The organism is Herbidospora sp. RD11066, assembly GCF_054661255.1.
The window spans coordinates 359,514-377,244 of the sequence record NZ_BAAGDO010000003.1; the positions used below are offsets into that span (position 1 = coordinate 359,514).

Genomic DNA, 17,731 nt, shown 5'->3' on the forward strand with positions numbered 1-17,731 from the left:
GATCACCTGGGCTTTTCGCCGTTCCAGAGAGGTCAGCCCGAGCAGGAGACCGTCGGCCAGGTGCTGTTGCCGTTGCGCATGATCGTCACGCCCCAGTTGTTGCCGCTGCCGTTCGGGCGCGCGGTCAGCGTCTGGGCGTTGGGGTAGGACGCGGAGATGTTCCACGTGGAACTGATCTTCGCGGGCGACGGGACGTTCATCGTGACCGTCCAGTTGCTCGAACCGCTCACCGAGACGTTCAGGTTGTAGCGGTCACTCCACGACTGGCCCGCCGACAGCGACGCCGTGCAGCCGCCGCCCCCGCCACCGCCGTTGGTGGGGGTCGGGGTGGGCTGCGGGTTGCCCCCGCCGCCGGAGCCGATCGTGATGTTGGAGCTGCCGCTGCTCTGGTAGCCCTCGGTCGCCATGATCATGTAGTCGTGGTTGCCGAGCTGCATGCCGGCCCGCGACCACGCGTCGAAGTGGTTGCCGGAGGTGATGGTGCCGCCGGTCTTCTTCGACTGCCGCACGCTCCAGAACTGCTTGAACGTCCGGGTGCCCTCGATCGAGGGGGCGTTGGTGCGGGTCGTCTCGTAGATGTCGTAGGTGCCGCCGTCGCTGGACACGGTGCCCTTGAAGGTGCCGGTCGGGCGGTAGGTGCCCCAGTTGTCGACGATGTAGTACTCGATGAGCGGGTTGCGGGTCCACCCGTAGAGGGTCAGGTAGGCGTTGCCCGACGGGTTGAAGCTGCCCGAGTAGGACACCGATCGGCGGCCACCCGTCTGCCAGCCCTTTCCGGCGACGAAGTTGCCGGTGTTGCGCCACGAGGTGCTGTAGTTGCCGCCGGAGCCGAGCTCCATCGAGACCGTGCCCTGGCTGTCGGTCCAGAAGGAGTACCAGTAGCCGTTGTTGGTGCCGGTCTGGTTGGTGGTCACCGCGGCCTGGGCCACTCCCGGTGACAGCGCGACGATGGCCACCACGGTGGCCCAGACAACTAACCGTCTCTTCATGGACGTGCTTCCTCCCGAACTCCGATGGGACCGATGGGAGCGGATCGGTTTCCCCGGAAGCATGGGGGTGCACGCCGATACTGTCAACAACTTTCGGAAACCGACCGTTAACATACCTGACGGCTAATGCGCAGCTCAGGACGTACACGACCAGGCGCGACCAGCGACAACGCGGAGCGTTGGAGACAGAAAGTTTCGGTACGTTTCAGAGAAAATAAGCCCGCCCTCCGGACGGAGGGCGGGCGGGGGTCTCAGCGCTTGTGCTTCAGCGCCCAGTCGAGCGCGTAGTCGGCGACGGCCTGCCAGCCGGGGGCTCCGCAGGTCCAGTGGTCGCGGCCCTCGAACTCGTGATACTCCGTCAGCGCGGGCGAGTTCTTGTAGTGCTTGGCGTTCGACTTGTTCACCGACGGCGGCATGATGTGGTCCTTCTCGCCGCCGATGAACAGCAGGGGCGCGCGGTCGGCGTCGAAGTCGACCCACGTGTCCTGGTGTCCGGGCTTGAAGTTGGCGAACAGGCCGTACTCGAAGACCCAGAAGCCCGGCGCGGCGATCGCGTAGCGCTCCCAGACCTTGAGCGACTCCTCCTCCGACAGCGTGTTGGTGAAGGCGTAGTGGAACTCCTCCGGCGTGAACCCGACGGCGCGGTGCCGGTTGGCGGGGTTCTTCAGCGCCGGGAACAGCGACCTGGCCTGCGAGATCGGGTTGACCCGCACGCCCTCGGTCGGCGCCGAGTCGATCACGACGCCGGCCGAGCCGAGCCCCTTGGCCAGCAGCAGCTGGGTCAGGGTGCCGCCGAACGAGTGGCCCATGATGATGGGCGGCTCGGGCTCGGCCTGGATCACCGAGGCCAGGTGGGCGACGGTGTCGTTGACGGTCAGGTTGGCGATGACGTCGGGGTTCTCCCGTAGCGCCTCGACCTCGATGTCGAAGCCGGGGTAGGCCGGGGTGAGCACCTTGACGCCCTTGGACTCCAGGTAGGGGACCCACTCTTCCCAGCTGCGAGGGGTGACCCAGAGGCCGTGGACGAGGACGACGGTGGTCATGAGATGAACTCCAGGATGTCGGCGTGAAGACGGTCACGGTCGGTGTCGGGGAGGGCGTGGCCGCTGCCCTCGTAAACCTTGAGGACGGCGCCGTCGATCAGTTCGACCGACCGCTTGCCGCCCACCTCGAACGGCACGATCTGGTCGTCGTCCCCGTGGATGACCAGCGTCGGGACGTCGATCTTGGCCAGGTCGGGCCGGAAGTCGGTCGCCGAGAAGGCGGCGATGCACTCGTAGGCCGCGCGGTGCCCGCAGGCCATGCTCTGCAGCCAGAAGGCGTCGCGGAAGCCCTGCGCCACGTCGCCCTTGCGGTTGTGGCCGAAGAACGGGCCGTCGGCGAGGTCGCGGTAGAGCTGCGAACGGTTCGCCAGCTCACCTGCGCGGATCCCGTCGAACACCTCGATCGGCAGCCCCTCGGGGTTGTCGTCGGTCTTGAGCATGAGCGGCGGGACCGCCCCGACCAGCACGACCTTGGAGACGCGGGCGGTGCCGTGGCGGCCGATGTAGTGCACGATCTCGCCGCCGCCGGTCGAGTGGCCGACGAGGGTGAGGTCGCGCAGGTCGAGGTGCTCGATCAGGCAGGCCAGGTCGTCGGCGTAGGTGTCCATCTCGTTGCCGTGCCAGGTCTGCGACGACCGGCCGTGGCCGCGCCGGTCGTGCGCGATGGCCCGGTGGCCGTGGGTGGCCATGAACAGCGCCGAGGCCTCCCAGGCGTCGGCGTTCAGCGGCCAGCCGTGACTGAACAGGACGGGCGACCCTTCGGTCCCCCAGTCCTTGTAGAAGATCCGCGCACCGTCGTCGGCGGTGACAAAGGGCACTGTGGCCTCCTCCTTGGCTCGAATGGGTCACTTCGAGCGTCGCGCGGAGGGGCTCAGCTACGTACCACGTGATTCGCGTAGTTTGTCGGCCAGCTGGCGCCGGGAGGAGATGCCGAGCTTCTGGAAGACCTTCCTCAGGTGGTAGTCGACGGTGTTCGCGCTGATGAACAGGTTGGCGGCGATCTCGGTGTTGGTCCGGCCGAGCGCCGCCTGGCGGGCGACGGTGAGCTCCTGCTGGGTCAGGTCGGGGACGTCCGGCCCCTTGACCGCGGTCGCCTTCATGCCGGCCGCCTCGAGCTCCGCCCGGGTTCTCGGTACGAAGATCCGCGCGCCCGACTCCTCGAAGAGCCTGGCCGCGAGGTGTAGCTGTTCTCCCGCCTCTCTGCGGCGGCGCACCCGGCGCAGCCACTCTCCGTAGAGCAGGTGCGTCCTGGCCAGGTCGACCACCGAGCCGGTCAGCGCGAGCGCCTCGATGGCGGCCAGGTAGTCGGCCTCCGGCTCGTCGCCGACCAGGGCTCTGGCGCGCAGCCCCACGCCACGGCACCACGGCGAGCCGTTGATCTCGGCCATCTCCATGAGCCGTTCGGCGTAGCCCCGCGCCTCGGCGGTCCGGCCGCTGCGCACCGCCGCCTCCACGTAGTCGGGGAAGTGGAGCGGCGTCACCTGGAGGAAGGGCTCGTCGATCAGCGGCTTGAAGCGGTCGTAGGCGGCCCGGTAGTCGCCCTCGGCGAGGTCGCGCTGGCCGACGGCCGCGAAGGCCGCCGCGCCGACCCCGCCGAAGCCGATCGAGTTGGCCCCTTCGGCGATGGCGACCACGACGTGCTTGGGCGAGCCGGTCCAGGCCATCAGCGCGGCGTTGATGACGTGCTCGGCGTCGTAGCCCATGGCCAGCCGCACCTCGCGGACCTGGTCCATCAGCTCCTCGGCGGCCCTGACCGTGCCGCCGCAGCATTCGGAGAGCGAGTTGGCCCAGAGCATCGAGTCGAGCGCCTGGAGCGCGCCCGCCTCCCTGGCCGCCGCGGCGGCGCGGGCGAGCCCGGACCGGCGTCCGGCCTCGTCCCACAGGAACATGCCGAGCGCCGCGATGACCGACGCCAGGTGCATCATCTCGTGGTCGGGCAGCGCCGTGATGGCGTCGAGGGCGGCTCTGGCCTTGGGCACCGCCTCCTTGTAGGGGAGCAGGATGAGCGCGCCGATGCCGGCCAGGATCTCGGTGAAGGGACCGCCGGGGACCGCGCCGTCGGTGAGGCGGCGGCCCAGCTCCTCCTGGGTGATCCCGGCCATCAGCCGGTCGGTGACGGCGCAGAGTTCGTAGGCCTTGAGGAGCGCGCGCTGTTCCCGTTCGAGGTCGCGTCCGCGGAACGCGTCGGCCGCCTCGACCAGTCCGGCCGCGGAGAAGGGCAGGATCCGCGCGTCAGCGGAGAACAGGGCGAGCGCGCACCGCACGACGAGCACGCGGCCCTGGTCGACCCGGTCGGCCATGGTGTCGTCGATGCGGGCGAGCAGTTCCTGCGCGACCTGGCTCGCGCCCACGGCGAGCGCCGCCTCGGCCGCCCCGGCCAGGCGTGAGTTCTTGACCGGGCCTGGCGGGGTGAGCTCGGCGGCGCGGGTGAGGATGCTGGCCCGCGACGCGAAACCGCCACGGCGGGCGGCCAGGTCGGCGGTGTGTTCGAGCCGGTCGGCGACCCCGGCGTCGGTGCCGAAGGTGGCCTTGGCGGCGTGCCAGGCCTCCAGCTCGACCATGCCCAGGTCGGCGGCGGCCTTGGCCAGCCCCCGGTGCACCATCCTGCGGTCGGTGCCCGACGAGGCGTTGTAGACCGCCGACCTGACCAGCGGATGGCGGAACCGGACGGTCCCGTGCAGCTCCACCAGCCCGAGCTCCTCGGCCCGGCCCCCGACGTCGTCGAGGCCCAGCTCACGGGCGGCCGAGGTGACCAGGTCGGCGTTGCCGGTGGTGTCGGCGGCGGCCAGCAGCACCCACAGCCGCACCTGGTCGTCGGCCTGCCTGACCCGCTGGGCGTAGTGGGTCTCCAGGCGGCGGCCGACCGGGATCGGGTCGGTGCCGAAGCCGAGCGCGGTGTCCAGCGACTCTCCGGCCAGGTCGATCAGGGCGAGTGGGTTGCCGCCGGTCGCGCGGGCGATGGCCGCCGCCGACGCCGGATCGATCGGGGTGGGCAGCGACCGCATCAGGAGCGCGGTCGCCGACTCTTGGCTGAGCCCTTCGAGCATCAGCTCGGGCACCCCGGCCAGCCGTCCGGCGACGTCCTGCTCGTCGCGGGCGGCGAACAGCAGCGCGACCGGCTCGACGCCGACGCGCCGGGCCACGAACGCCATGACGTCGAGGCTCTCGGGGTCGAGCAGGTGGGCGTCGTCGACCGTGCACACGATCGGGACGTCGGCCGCCGCCGCCGCGAACAGCCCCAGCACCCCGAGACCCACGAGGAACCGGTCGGGCGGCGGCCCGTCGGCCAGCCCCGAGGCGACCCGCACGGCCTCCCGCTGCCGGTCGGGGAGGGCGGCGAAGTGGGCGCTCAGCGGAACGGTCAGCCGCTGGATCGCGGCGAAGGGCAGCGTCGCCTCCGACTCGAAGCCGTCGAGCCGGATCGTCGCCCGGACGTCGTCGAGCAGCGCGGTCTTCCCGATCCCGGGTTCACCCGTGATCAGGATCGCCCCGCCGCGGCCGTTACGCGCGCTGCCGAGCAGCAGGTCGAGCCGCCGCCGCTCGTCGTCGCGTCCGAGAAGCCGTAACACCTGTCAGTTCACCCCAGATTGTCGCGGAGCTGGCGGCGGGAGGAGACGCCGAGCTTGTTGAACACCTTGCGCAGGTGGTAGTCGACGGTGTTGACGCTGATGAACAGGTTGCCGGCGATCTCGGCGTTGGTCCGGCCGAGGGCGGCCTGCCGCGCGATGGTGAGCTCCTGCGGGGTGAGGTCGGGAAGCTGGTCGTCCTTCTCGGCGACGGCTTTCAGCCCGGCCGCCTCGATCTCCGCCTGTGCTCTCGGTACGAAGAGGTGCGCGCCCGCCTGCTCGAAGAGCGTGGCCGCGAGCTGGAGGTGCTCCCCCGCCTCACGACGACGGCGCGACCTGCGCAGCCACTCGCCGTAGAGGAGATGGGCCCTGGCCAGGTCGATCGCGGCGTGCGTCGGTTCGAGCGCCTCGATCGCCGCCAGGTAGTCGGCCTCCGGGCTGTCGCCGAGCAGCGCCCTCGACCGCAGGGCCAGGCCCCGGCACCACGGCGAGCCGTTGGTCTCGGCCATCTCCATCAGCCGGTCGGCGACGGGACGCGCCTCGGCGGCCTTGCCGCTGCGCGCGGCCGCCTCGACGAAGTCGGGGAACTGGAGCGGCGTCACGTGGAGGAAGGGGTCCTGGATCAGCGGCCTGAGCCGGTCGTAGGCGGCCCGGTAGTCGCCCTCGGCGAGGTCCCGCACCCCGACGGCCGCGACGGCGGCGGCGCCGACCCCGCCGAACCCGACCGCGTTGGCCCCTTCGGCGATGGCCAGCACGACGTGCCGGGGCGCGCCGGTCCAGGCCATCAGGGCGGCGTTGATAACGTTCTCCGAGTCGTAGCCCATGGCCTGGCGGACCTCTCGGACCTGCGCGATCAGCTCCTCGGCGGCCCGGACCGTGCCGTACGACAGCTCGGCCAGCGAGGTGACCCACAGCAGCGAGTCGAGCGCCTGGAGCGCGCCCGCCTCCCGCGCCGCGGTCGCCGCCCGCGTCATCCCGGCCTGGCCACCGGCGTCGTCGAACAGGAAGACGCTCATCGCCGCGATGGCGGAGCCCATCTGCATCATGTCGTGGTCGGGCAGCGCCAGGATCGCCTCGAAGGAGGCCCTGACCTTGGGCACCGCCTCGGCGTAGGGGAGCAGGACGAGCGCGCCGATCCCGGCGAGGATCTCCGCGAAGGGCCCGCCGCCCTCCGCGCCCTCGGCGATCCGCTCGCCCAGTTCGGCACGGGAGATCCCGACGAACAGCCGGTCGACGGTGGCGGCGGCCTCGTAGGCCTTGAGCAGGGCTCGTTGTTCGCGTTCTGTGTCCTTGCCGCGGAACGCGTCGGCGGCCTTGACCAGTTCGGCCACCGCGTAGGGCAGCACCCGCGCGTCCCCGGCGAACAGGCCGAGTGCGTAGCGCACGACGATGACCCGGCCGTGGTCGACCCGGTCGGCGGTCGTCATGTCGATGCGGCCGATCAGGTCGTGCGCGACCTGCACCGCGCCCACCGCCAGGGCGGCCTCGGCGGCACCGGCCAGGCGGGTGTTCTTGACCGGTCCGGTCGGGGTGAGCTCGGCGGCGCGGGTGAGGATGCTGGCCCGCGACGACAGACCACCTCGCTTGGCGGCCAGGTCGGCGGCGTGTTCCAGCCGGTCGGCGACCTCGGCGTCGGTGCCGAACGTGGCCTTGGCGGCGTGCCAGGCCTCCAGCTCGACCATGCCGAGGGCGTCGGCCGCCTTGGCCAGCGCGCGGTGGACCCGCCTGCGGTCGGCTCCGGCCGAGGCGTTGTAGACGGCCGACCTGACCAGCGGATGGCGGAACCTGATCGAGTCGTGCAGCTCCACCAGCCCGACCGCCTCGGCCCGGTCGACGACGTCGTCGTCCAGCCCCAGCTCGTGGGCGGCGGCGGTGATCAGGTCGGCGTTGTCGGTGGTGTCGGCGGCGGCCAGCAGCACCCAGAGCCGCACCTGCGGGTCGGTCTGCCCGATACGCCGCGCGTAGTGGGCCTCCAACCGGCGCCCGACCGGAATAGGATCGCCGCCGAACCCGAGCCCCGCCATGTCCCTGGCCTCCTCGGCCAGGTCGATCAGCGCCAGCGGATTCCCGCCGGTCGCTCGGGCGATCGCCGCCGCCGACGCCGGATCGATCGGCGTGGCCAGCGACCGCATCAGCAGCGCGGTCGCCGACTCCTGGCTGAGCCCTTCGAGCATCAGCTCCGGTACGCCCGCCAGCCGCGAGGCGATGTCGAGCTCGTCGCGGGCCGCGAACAGCAGCGCCACCGGCTCGACCGCGATGCGCCGGGCCACGAACGCCATGACGTCGAGGCTCTCCTGGTCGAGCAGGTGGGCGTCGTCCACCGCGCAGACCACCGGCGCCTCGGCCGCCGCCGCCGCGAACAGCCCCAGCACCCCGAGCCCGACGAGGAACCGGTCGGGCGGCGGCCCGTCGGCCAGCCCGGAGGCGACCCTGATGGCCTCCCGCTGCCGTTCGGGCAACGCCCGGAGGTGGTGGCTGAGCGGGATGGTGAGCCGCTGGATCGCCGCGAAGGGCAGCGTCATCTCCGACTCGAACCCGTCGAGCCGGATCGTGGCGCGGACGGCGCCGAGCAGCGCGGTCTTCCCGATCCCGGGCTCGCCCGTGATCAGGATCGACCCGCCGTGACCGTTACGCGCGTTGCCGAGCAGCAGATCGAGCCGCCGCCGCTCGTCATCCCGTCCCAGGAGCCCAAGCACGGGGCTAATCACATCAGAATGCCGCGAACCTGGCGATACTCATCATCGGACCGGCCCGAGCAGCCCTCTCACCAGGGCGATCCCGGCCCGCGACCGGCTGGTCCGCCAGACGTGGCGGTATTCGTAGGGCCAGGCGTACATCGGAGAGTCGGCGCTGTGCAGTTCGGCCACCCGGGGCTCGCCGAGGTCCTCGGCGGCGGCCAGGTAGAGCGGCCCGAGCCGGGGCACGATGACGCCGTAGTCGAAGACCCGCCCCAGCGAGTTCTCCTGGGCGAGCACCTCCTCGATCGTCATGCCGTCGAGCGGATAGACGTCGGGCAGCACGTCCGACAGCGACAGGAACAGGTCGGCGCCCCGGCGGCGCGGGTCGCCCAGCAGCGGCCCGAGGAAGGCCAGCCGCCCGAGCGCCAGCCGGGGCCGGGTCAGCAGGCAGTGGGCGTAGAGGACGCGGAGCAGCGCGACGTCCATGAAGAACCGTTCGAGCGGGGTCTCCCCCTCGACGAGGTCGCGGTGGCCGAGATATCCGGCGACGATGCTGGCGTTGTGCGCGAGGTACCAGGCGTTCGGCCCAGGGTCTTCGAGAAAGCCGGTCCAGTGGGCGACCGCGGGCGTGCTCGGCTCCCCGTCGACGCCGTTCACCAGCAGGGACGCCTCGGTCGTGTCGCGCAGCAGGGTCTCGTTGACCGCCCGCCACCAGGGGCTGCCGGTCACCGGATGCATCAGGCCGCGCTGGATCTGCCACCGCATGAACGCCATCTCGGCCCGCTGGTAGGGCCGCAGGCCGCGCGGATGTTCGTAGGACCGCGCGGCCAGCCGCAGCCGGCCGGCGGGGTCGTCACGTGCCTCCGCGACCATCTCGGCCGCCTTGCGGGCGGCGTCGGCCGACACACGGGACATGCCGCCAGGATCCCCCAACGAACACGATCACGCCATCAGGCGGAGGCCCGGCGTTCAAGATCGGTCATTACGGTGGTCGGCTGGCAATCTGCGCAACAACGGAAGGTACGCCGATGCTCCGTCCCGCCCTCGCCGGTCTGGCTCTGGCCGCCGCGACGCTCCTCATCCCCGGTACGGCCATGGCGAAGCCCGCTCCCGCGCCGGTCGTCGTCAAGGACGTCACCCTCCCCACCATCCCGCTGAAGGAGCTCCAGCCGTCGATCGCCGACGACCGCGGTGTCAACCTCGGAGGCATCGGTTCCGGGCTGTTCCCGGCCTCGCGTCCGGGTGAGTTCTGGATGGTCACCGACCGTGGCCCCAACGGCCTGCCGAGCATCAACGGCCAGAACCGGCGGACCTTCCCGATCCCCGAGTTCGCCCCGGCCATCGCGCGGGTGTCGACCCGGTTCGGCGCGGAGGTCAAGCAGTGGATCCCGATCACGGGCCGGTCGGGCAAGCCCGTCACGGGCGTGTCGAACCAGCCGGGGCACGACGAGATCCCGTACACCTGGGACGGGCTGACCGCCTTCCCGTTCAACCCGAGCGGGGTCGACACCGAGGACATCGTGGTCGACCGGCACGGCGACTTCTGGCTGGTCGACGAGTACAGCCCGTCGCTGATCCACGTGTCGTCGCGTGGGCGGGTCATCGCGCGTTACGTGCCCAAGGGCCTGAACCTCGTCGGCGCCGACTACCCGGTCAGGGACGTGCTGCCCGCGATCCTGGCCACCCGCCCGCAGAACCGCGGCTTCGAGGGCCTGACGATCCACGGCAACACGCTCTACATGGCCGTGCAGAGCCCGCTGCAGAACCCGACCAAGGCCGTCGGCGACAAGTCGCGCGTGGCGCGGATCCTCACCTTCGACATCCGCCGCGAGCGGGTCACCGGTGAGTACGCCTACCAGTTCGAGGACATCACGACCTTCGACCCGAAGGCCAACGGCAACCAGAGCCTGATGAAGATCTCCGGCCTGGCCCACGTCGCCGGTGACCGCATCCTGGTCGACGAGCGCACCGACTTCGTGGCCCGCGTCTACGAGATCAACCTGTCGAGGTCGAAGAACCTGCTCGGTGGCAAGTACGACAACGCGGCCACCACCCCGTCGCTGGAGGCGCTGACCGACCTGTCGCCGGTGAAGCCGTCGCCGAAGAAGCTGATCGCCGACCTGTCGATCGTGGCGCCGACGCTGCCGGGCAAGGTCGAGGGCCTCGCCATCCTCGACCGGTGGACCCTCGCGGTCGTCAACGACAACGACTTCGGGCTCGGGGAGTTCGGTGCCGACGGGCGTCTGATCGACTCGGGCGTGAAGAGCCGCATCGTGACCGTCAGGCTGCCGAAGCCGCTCTGGTAAGAACCTTTCCTAATCGTTACACGATCACATCTGTGCCCATCGGAAACTTCCGTGTTACAAACCTCATGAATCGCTCGGAGAGTGGCATCTCCGGCAGGTTCCCCTAACTGAACAACGTGGCAGCGTGATCGGCGCGCGCCCTGCCTGGCATCTCCCTCTGTCAGGAAAGGTCCCTATATGCGTTCTCGAACGTGGGCGGGGTTAACCGGGCTGCTGCTGCTGGTCACAGCGCTCGTACTGCCCCAACCGGCCGTCGCCCAAGCGGCGGCGGCCGCCGAACCCGAGTTCAAGGTGCTCGTCTTCTCCAAGACGACCGGGTTTCGGCACGACTCGATCCCCGATGGCATCGCCGCGATCCAGAAGCTCGGCACGGAGAACAACTTCGCCGTCGACGCCACGGAGAACAGCGCCGCTTTCACCGACGCCAACCTGGCGCAGTACGCGGCCGTCATCTTCCTGTCGACCACCGGTGACCCGCTGAGCAACGCCTCCGAGCGGGAGTCCCTGGAAAAGTACATCCAGAGCGGCGGCGGTTTCGCGGGCATCCACTCGGCCTCCGACACCCACTACAACTGGGAGTGGTACGGCAAGCTGGTCGGCGGCTACTTCAAGTCCCACCCGGCGACCCAGCAGGCCACCCTCAGGACCGAGGACCCGGCCCACCCGTCGACGGCGCACCTGCCGACCACCTGGACCCGGGTCGACGAGTGGTACGACTACCAGACCAACCCGCGCAGCACGGTGCACGTGCTGCAGTCGCTCGACGAGCGGACCTACACCGGCGGCACGATGGGGACCGACCATCCCATCTCCTGGTGCCAGGACTACGACGGCGGACGTTCCTGGTACACCGGCCTCGGCCACACCAAGGAGAGCTTCGTCGAGGCGAACTTCACCAAGATGCTGCTCGGCGGCATCCGTACCGCCGCCGGCGTGGAGAAGGCCGACTGCGCGGCCTCCCTGTCCGGCAGCTACGAGAAGACCACCCTCGACGACAACACGTCGAACCCGATGATGATGGACGTCGCCAAGGACGGCCGCGTCTTCTTCGTCGACCGTCTCGGTGACTTCAAGATCATCAAGCCGAGCGGCGCCACGGTCACGGCGGCGAGGTTCAACGTCCACACGGCCAACGAGGCCGGCCTCATGGGCATCGCGCTGGACACCGATTTCGACACCAACAACCAGGTGTTCGTCTACTACTCGCCCGCCGGGGTCAACGTCGACCGGCTGAGCCGTTTCACGGTCGTCGGCGACACCCTCGACATGGCCAGCGAGAAGCAGGTCCTGAACATCCCGGTGCAGCGCGCCGAGTGCTGCCACCACGGCAGCCAGATCCTGCTCGACCACAAGACCGGCGACCTGTGGCTCTCGACGGGTGACAACACCAACCCGTTCAACTCCGAGGGTTACACCCCGATCGACGAGCAGGCCGGCCGCGCCACCTGGGACGCGCAGCGCACCTCCGCCAACACCAACGACCTGAGCGGCAAGCTGCTGCGCATCCGGGTCCAGCCGGACGGCACGTACACGATCCCGCCGGGCAACATGTTCCCGCCGGGCACCGAGAAGACCCGTCCCGAGATCTACGCGATGGGCTTCCGCAACCCGTTCCGCATGGGCCTGGACGCCAAGACCGGCCACGTGATGGTCGCCGACTACGGCCCCGACGCCGGCGCGAGCAACCCGCAGCGCGGCCCGCAGGGCACCGTCGAGTGGAACCTGGTCAGCAAGACCGGCTTCTACGGCTGGCCGTACTGCGTGGGCAACAACACGCCGTACATCGACTGGAACTTCGCGACCAGGACGGCGGGGCAGCCCTTCAACTGCGCCAACCCGGTCAACGAGTCGCCGAACAACACCGGCCTGACGCAGCTCCCGCCGGCCATCCCGGCCACGATCGACTACGTCAACAGCGTCAACCCGAACCGGTTCCCCGAGCTCAACGGCGGCGCGCCGATGGCCGGCCCGGTCTACCGCTACGACGCGGCCTCCGAGTCGACGGTCAAGTGGCCGGCGTACTGGGACGGCAAGGCCATCATGGGCGAGTGGAACACGAACAAGATGTTCTCGTTCCTGCTCAACGAGGCCGGCGACGCTCAGGTCAAGATCAACCAGATCCTGACCGGCCTGAGCTTCAAGCGCCCCATGGACATCAAGTTCGGCCCTGACGGCGCCCTCTACCTCATCGAGTGGGGCTCCGGCTTCGGCGGCGACAACGCCGACTCCGGCATCTACCGCATCGCCTACGTCAAGGGCACCCGCCCGCCGGTCGCGCGCGTCTCCGCCGACAAGACCGACGGCCCGGCCCCGCTGACGGTGCAGTTCTCCAGCCAGGGTTCCAGCGACCCGGACGGCAAGCCGATCACCTACGCGTGGGACTTCGACGGCGACGGCACCACCGACTCCACCGCGCAGCACCCCAGCCACACCTACACCCAGGCCGGCCAGTACAGCGCCGTGCTCACGGTGACCAACCCCGACGGCCTGCACGGCACCGCCAACCTGCCGATCACGGCCGGCAACACCCGCCCGACGGTGACGCTCACGCTGCCCCCGAACGGCGGCTTCTTCGAGTTCGGCGACCAGGTCGGCTACAAGATCTCGGTCACCGACCCCGAGGACGGCACGATCGACTGCGCCAAGGTGCAGATCCAGGCCTACCTGGGTCACGACAGCCACGGCCACCCGCTCGACCAGAAAGCGGGCTGCGAGGGCACCATCCAGACCCTGACCGACAACGGCCACGGCGCGGACGACAACCTCTTCTACATCCTCGAGGCCACGTACGCCGACAAGGGCGGCCAGGGCGGTTCGCAGTCGCTGACCGGCCGGGCCGAGGTCATCCTCCAGCCCAAGCGCAAGCAGGCCGAGCACTTCTCCGGCACCGGCCGTACCGCCGACGGCGTCGGCACCGACCCGGCGGGCGTGCAGATCGAGGCCACCGGCGACACCCAGGGCGGCAACCAGAACATCGGGTTCACCCAGGACGGCGACTGGTTCTCCTTCTCCCCGATCAACCTGGGCGGCATCTCCCAGATCCGCTTCCGCACGGCCTCGGCCGGCGTGGGCGGCACCGTCCTCGTGAAGACCGGCAACCCGGACAACGGCCCGGTGGTCGGCCAGATCGACATCACCCCGACGGGGGCGTGGCAGACGTACAAGGACGTCACGCTGAACCTCACCAGCGCGCCGGCGACGACCGGGCCGCTGTTCTTCGTGCTGCGCAAGCCGGCCAGTGCGGCGGCGGGTGACTCGCTGCTCAACTTCAACTGGATCGACTTCGTCGGCAAGGGCGTCACCGAGAACCAGCGCCCGAACGTGACCATCGCGGCGACCCCGCTGTCGGGCACGGCGCCGCTGAAGGTCGACTTCACCGCCACGGCGACCGACCCCGACGGGGACACGCCGCTGACGTACAAGTGGAACTTCGGGCCGACGACCGCGACGGCGAGCAACACCTACGCGGCGCCCGGCACCCACACCGCCTCGGTGACCGTGACCGACGCGCGCGGCGCGGCCACCACCGCGTCGGTGAGCATCCGGGTGGACGCGGTCACCAGCACGTGCTTCTCGGGTCGTTCCGACGACTTCCTGGGCACCTCGCTCGACCGCGACCGCTGGTCGGTCATCCGCGAGGACCAGAACCTGCGGGTCCAGGACGGCAAGCTCGTCCTGCCGACCTCACTGACCGACATCTACGGCACCAACAACACCGGCACCCCGAACATCGTGCTCCAGCCCGCGCCCTCGGGTGCGTGGACGGCCACCGCCAAGCTCACGATGAACGCCCGCGACCAGTACCAGCAGGCGGGCCTGCTCATCTACGGCGACGACGACAACTACGCCAAGATGGTGCTCCAGGCGCGCGCGGTGAACGACCACTCGCAGCGTCTCTTCCAGTTCATCCGCGAGGAGAACGGCGTCCCCAACGAGGTCGCCGCCAGCAACTCGCCGAACCTGGGCGACGCCTACGCCGACACCGTCTACGTGCGGTTCGTCAGCGACGGCGCCAACATCACCGCGCACTACTCGCAGGACGGCGCGACCTTCACCGCGATGACGCAGACCAAGGCGCTGGCCGGGATCACCAACCCGCGCATCGGCCTGGTCTCGCTGGCCGGTTCGGGCACCCGCCCGATCGTCGACGCCGCCTTCGACTGGTTCCACATCACCCCCGACGACAAGGCCGTCAAGCCGGGCGCCAACGACGAGTTCGACGGCACCGCGCTCGACGTCTGCCGCTGGAACGCGGTCGTCCGCCCGGACGCCTCCGCCCAGCGGGTCGTCGGCGGCAACCTGGAGATCGACACCCAGACGGGTGACATCTACGGCACCGCGAACACGCCCCCTGTGAAGAACGTCATCCTCCAGACCGCGCCCGCGGGCGACTGGACCCTGGAGACGAAGCTCGACGGGTCGGCGTTCAACGAGCAGTACCACCAGGGCGGCCTGATGGTCTACACCGACGACGACAACTACGTGAAGTTCGACTTCGTCACCGACAACACCGCCGGCTCGGCGGTGACCAGGCGGATCGAGCTGCGCAGCGAGGTCGGCGCGTCGGTGCAGAACCCGCAGCCCGGGGTGAACAACCTCACCACGGGCGTCTGGTGGCTGCGCCTCCAGAAGACCGGCACGACCTTCCGGGGTTCCTACAGTTCCGACGGCACGACCTGGACGACGCTCGGTGAGGCCGTCCAGAACAACGCGGTCGGAACCGCCAGGGTCGGCCTGTTCGCGCTGGGCGCCAGCCAGACGGCGTCCAAGACGGCCAAGTTCGACTACTTCCGGATCACCCAGCCGAGCAGCGACACCGTCGCCCCGGTCACCACGGCGACGCCCACCCCGGCGCTCCCCGCCGGTGGCTGGTTCACCACCCTGGTCCAGGTCGCCCTGGCCGCGACCGACGCCGGGTCGGGCGTGGAGCGGACCGAGTTCCAGGTCGACGGCGGCGCGTGGACTCCCTACGTGGAGCCCGTCGTGATCACCGGCGACGGCCCGCACACGCTGAACTACCGCTCGGCCGACAAGGCCGGCAACGTCGAACAGGCCAAGTCACTGGCGTTGAAGATCGACGCCACCGCGCCGCTGACCACGGCCGACTACCTGCCGACGAGCCACGTGTCGCTGGCCGCGACCGACGCGACGTCGGGCGTCGAGAAGATCGAATACAGCCTGGACGCGGGCGAGTGGACCCCCTACTCGGTTCCGGTCCCCGTGACCGGGGTGGGCGACCACGAGCTGCGCTACCGGGCCGTCGACAAGGCCGGGAACGTGGAGGACACCAAGGCCCTGACCATCACGATCGAGGACACCGCGCCGACCATCGTGATCTCCGGCGTCCAGGACGGCGGCAGCTACGGCGACGGCGCCGACGTGACCATCGCCTGGGAGGTGACGGGCACCGGGATCAAGACGGTGACCGGCACCCTCGACGGCCAGCCGTTCGTGTCCGGCTCGATCCAGCCGCTCCACAAGCTGGGCCTGGGCGAACACGTGATCCTGGTGACCGTCGAGACCAACGCAGGTGGGACCCACACCAAGGAGATCAGGTTCACCACGACCACCTCGACCGCCGACCTGTCGCTCCTGATCGAGCGGTTCGAGGCGGCCGGGAAGCTGTCGGCCACCGGAGCGGCCAAGCTCCAGGACGACATCGCCAAGGTCATGGCGTCCGAGGAGAAGGGCCGTGACCGCGACAAGCCGAAGATCCTCAAGAAGCTGGAGCGGTTCGTCGAGGCGGTGAACGATCCCAAGATCGTCAACAACGCCGAGGCGAAGTCCGTCCTGCTGAGGGACGCGGCGGCGTTGATCGAGTTCTACAGCTAGACCCTTTAAGCCGCCCGGCTCACGACGAGTAGACGTGATCGCTGATGAGCCGGGCGGCGCCCACCACGCCCGCGACGTCCTCCAGTTCCGACAGCACGATCGGCAGATTGCCGGTCGCCAGTGGCAGTGACCGCCGGTAGACGACGCTGCGGATCTCGGCCAGCAGGATGTGGCCGAGCCGGGCCACCCCGCCCGCGATGATCACCAGGCCCGGGTTGAAGAAGCTGACCAGCCCGGCCAGCACCTGGCCGACCCGGCGGCCGCCGTCTCTTATGAGCTTGATGGCCACCGGGTCGCCCTGGGTGGCGGCGATGGCGACGTCTTCGGCGGTCAGCGACCCGGCCAGGGCCAGGCGTTCGGCCAGGTGGCGGGAGGCGCCGCTGCGGGCGGCCGCTTCGGCCTGGGCGGCGAGGGCCGAGCCGCCGAAGTAGGCCTCCAGGCAGCCGGTGTTGCCGCACGGGCAGAGCGGGCCGTTCTCGTCGATTCTCATGTGGCCGATGTCTCCGGCGCTGCCGGACACCCCGCGATAGATCTTGCCGTCGACGACGATGCCGCAGCCGACGCCGGTGCCTATCTTGACCAGCAGGAAGTCGTTGACCTGGCGGGCGACCCCGGCGTGGAGCTCGCCGAGGGCCATCAGGTTCACGTCGTTGTCGACCATCGCGGCGCAGCCGAGTTCCTGGCTGATCGTCTCGCGCAGCGGGTAGCGGTTCCAGCCGGGCATGATCGGCGGCGCGACCGGCACGCCCTCGGCGAAGCTCACCGGGCCGGGAACGCCGATGCCGGCGCCGCTGAGCTGGGTGTAGAGGCCCTGTTCGCGGAGCTTGCCGACGAGGTGGAGCACCCGGTCGAGCACGGGGGCCGGGCCCTTCCTGATGTCGATCGGCTCGCTCACGTGGCCGAGCACGTTGAGCTCGCCGTCGGTGATGGCCACGTCGACCGAGGTGGCGCCGATGTCGATGCCCGCGAAGCGGGTGGCGCCCGACAGCCTGACCAGGCCCGATCTGCGGCCGCCCCGGGATTCGGCGAAGCCGTCGGGCTCGGCCAGGCCGAGTTCGATCAGGCGGTCGAGCTCGGCGTTGAGCTTGGAGCGGGACATCCGCCATCCGGCGGCTTCCGAGGAGAGGTCGTTGAGCTCGGCCCGCGACCGGGCCCCGTCGCGCAGGAGGCGCAGCAGGGCGGCCTGGTGCGAGTTCTCCGGGCGGTTCGTCTTCACGGAGGAAACTATCCCACGACCTACTTTCGCACAAAAAAACAAAAGACTCGTTGGATCGTACGTAACTTCTAGACCATCTTCCCGAAACAACTTACGCTGCG

The 17,731-nt window shown here is 70.0% G+C and carries 9 protein-coding genes; 2 read left to right on the forward strand and 7 right to left on the reverse strand.

Annotated features, from left to right (window positions below; translation table 11 throughout):
• Positions 1–32 precede the first annotated feature (32 nt).
• The 6 genes from ACYQ78_RS13165 to ACYQ78_RS13190 all read right to left on the reverse strand — a co-directional run bounded on the left by ACYQ78_RS13165 (position 33) and on the right by ACYQ78_RS13190 (position 9,191).
• On the reverse strand, positions 33–989 hold the full coding sequence (locus ACYQ78_RS13165; protein WP_459801084.1) for a glycoside hydrolase family 11 protein: 957 nt from the start codon (positions 987–989) through the stop codon (positions 33–35).
• A 251-nt stretch (positions 990–1,240) separates the two neighbouring features.
• Positions 1,241–2,032: an alpha/beta hydrolase gene (locus ACYQ78_RS13170; protein WP_459801085.1), complete on the reverse strand. Its 792-nt coding sequence runs from the start codon at positions 2,030–2,032 to the stop codon at positions 1,241–1,243.
• Entirely contained in the window at positions 2,029–2,850 is an 822-nt protein-coding gene (locus tag ACYQ78_RS13175; RefSeq protein ID WP_459801086.1) for an alpha/beta fold hydrolase, read from the reverse strand. The genes ACYQ78_RS13170 and ACYQ78_RS13175 overlap by 4 nt, the downstream gene beginning before the upstream one ends.
• A gap of 57 nt (positions 2,851–2,907) precedes the next feature.
• On the reverse strand, positions 2,908–5,601 hold the full coding sequence (locus ACYQ78_RS13180; RefSeq protein ID WP_459801087.1) for an AAA family ATPase: 2,694 nt from the start codon (positions 5,599–5,601) through the stop codon (positions 2,908–2,910).
• 8 nt (positions 5,602–5,609) lie between these two features.
• A complete protein-coding gene (locus ACYQ78_RS13185) occupies positions 5,610–8,294 on the reverse strand; it encodes a helix-turn-helix transcriptional regulator (protein ID WP_459801088.1) in 2,685 nt (894 codons plus the stop codon).
• A gap of 42 nt (positions 8,295–8,336) precedes the next feature.
• Complete coding sequence (locus tag ACYQ78_RS13190; protein WP_459801089.1) at positions 8,337–9,191, reverse strand: hypothetical protein; 855 nt, start codon at positions 9,189–9,191, stop codon at positions 8,337–8,339.
• A gap of 113 nt (positions 9,192–9,304) precedes the next feature.
• Here ACYQ78_RS13190 and ACYQ78_RS13195 point away from each other — a divergent pair, with 113 nt between their 5' ends.
• Both ACYQ78_RS13195 and ACYQ78_RS13200 read left to right on the forward strand, forming a co-directional pair.
• On the forward strand, positions 9,305–10,582 hold the full coding sequence (locus ACYQ78_RS13195; protein ID WP_459801090.1) for an esterase-like activity of phytase family protein: 1,278 nt from the start codon (positions 9,305–9,307) through the stop codon (positions 10,580–10,582).
• A gap of 177 nt (positions 10,583–10,759) precedes the next feature.
• Positions 10,760–16,414, forward strand: a complete 5,655-nt coding sequence (locus tag ACYQ78_RS13200; protein WP_459801091.1) for a ThuA domain-containing protein — start codon at positions 10,760–10,762, stop codon at positions 16,412–16,414.
• A gap of 19 nt (positions 16,415–16,433) precedes the next feature.
• Here the strand turns inward: ACYQ78_RS13200 and ACYQ78_RS13205 are convergent, their stop codons facing one another.
• Positions 16,434–17,630, reverse strand: coding sequence for an ROK family protein (locus tag ACYQ78_RS13205; protein WP_459801092.1), 1,197 nt, complete (start codon positions 17,628–17,630; stop codon positions 16,434–16,436).
• Positions 17,631–17,731 lie beyond the last annotated feature (101 nt).